Below are 1,044 nucleotides of genomic sequence, written 5' to 3' on the forward strand. Positions count from 1 at the left end.
ACTCGCTTTCGCTCCGGCTTCCCCACACGGGTTAACCTCGCCACGCACCACTAACTCGCGGGCTCATTCTTCAAAAGGCACGCCATCACACACCCGCAAAGAGCATGCTCTGACGGTTTGTAGGCACACGGTTTCAGGAACTCTTTCACTCCCCTCCCGGGGTACTTTTCACCATTCCCTCACGGTACTCTCCGCTATCGGTCACCAGGAGTATTCAGGCTTACCAGGTGGTCCTGGCCAATTCACACGGGAATCCACGGACCCCGTGCTACTCGGGAACACACCACAGGGAGCACACACAACGTTCACCTACGGGGGTCTCACCCACTACGCCCGCGCCTTCCAACACGTTCGGCTCACTGTGCGCTCTTCCCCGCCGAGGCGGCAGCCCCGGCCCGGGCGGTCCCACGACCCCGGATGCGCAACGCCTGCCGGCTCTGCACACGCATCCGGTTTAGCCTCTGTCCCGTTTCGCTCGCCACTACTCGGGGAATCGCGGTTGCTTTCTTCTCCTGCGGGTACTGAGATGTTTCACTTCCCCGCGTTCCCTCCGACTGCCCTATGTGTTCAGACAGCGGTGACCGGACATCACTCCGGCCGGGTTTCCCCATTCGGACATCCTGGGATCACAGCTCGGTTGACAACTCCCCCAGGCTTATCGCAGCCTCCCACGTCCTTCATCGGCTTCCTGATGCCAAGGCATCCACCGTGTGCCCTTCAACGCTTACACACACGCGATTTCAAGATGCTCGCATCCACTATACAGTTCTCAAACAACAACCACCGAGGACACCACACCCACAACGGTGTGCTCCCTCAGAACTCAACAGCGTACCGACAGCCGCATGTGCGCGTGTCCACAACCACGCTGTGCACGAAACCGCGCTCGCACCATGAACTTTCCGCAGAAAGAAGAACCCTCCCCGCGAAACGCTCACCGTGTCATCGAGCTCCTTAGAAAGGAGGTGATCCAGCCGCACCTTCCGGTACGGCTACCTTGTTACGACTTCGTCCCAATCGCCAGTCCCACCTTCGACCACTCCC

The 1,044-nt window shown here is 59.9% G+C and carries 2 rRNA genes; both read right to left on the reverse strand.

Annotation, left to right across the window (positions count from 1 at the left end):
• Nucleotides 1-730 (reverse strand): 23S ribosomal RNA (locus DFQ14_RS21600); the annotation flags it as partial.
• Between the two features lie 228 nt (nt 731-958).
• Nucleotides 959-1,044 (reverse strand): 16S ribosomal RNA (locus tag DFQ14_RS21605); the annotation flags it as partial.

Source organism: Halopolyspora algeriensis (genome assembly GCF_003337235.1).
GTDB lineage: Bacteria > Actinomycetota > Actinomycetes > Mycobacteriales > Pseudonocardiaceae > Haloactinomyces > Haloactinomyces algeriensis.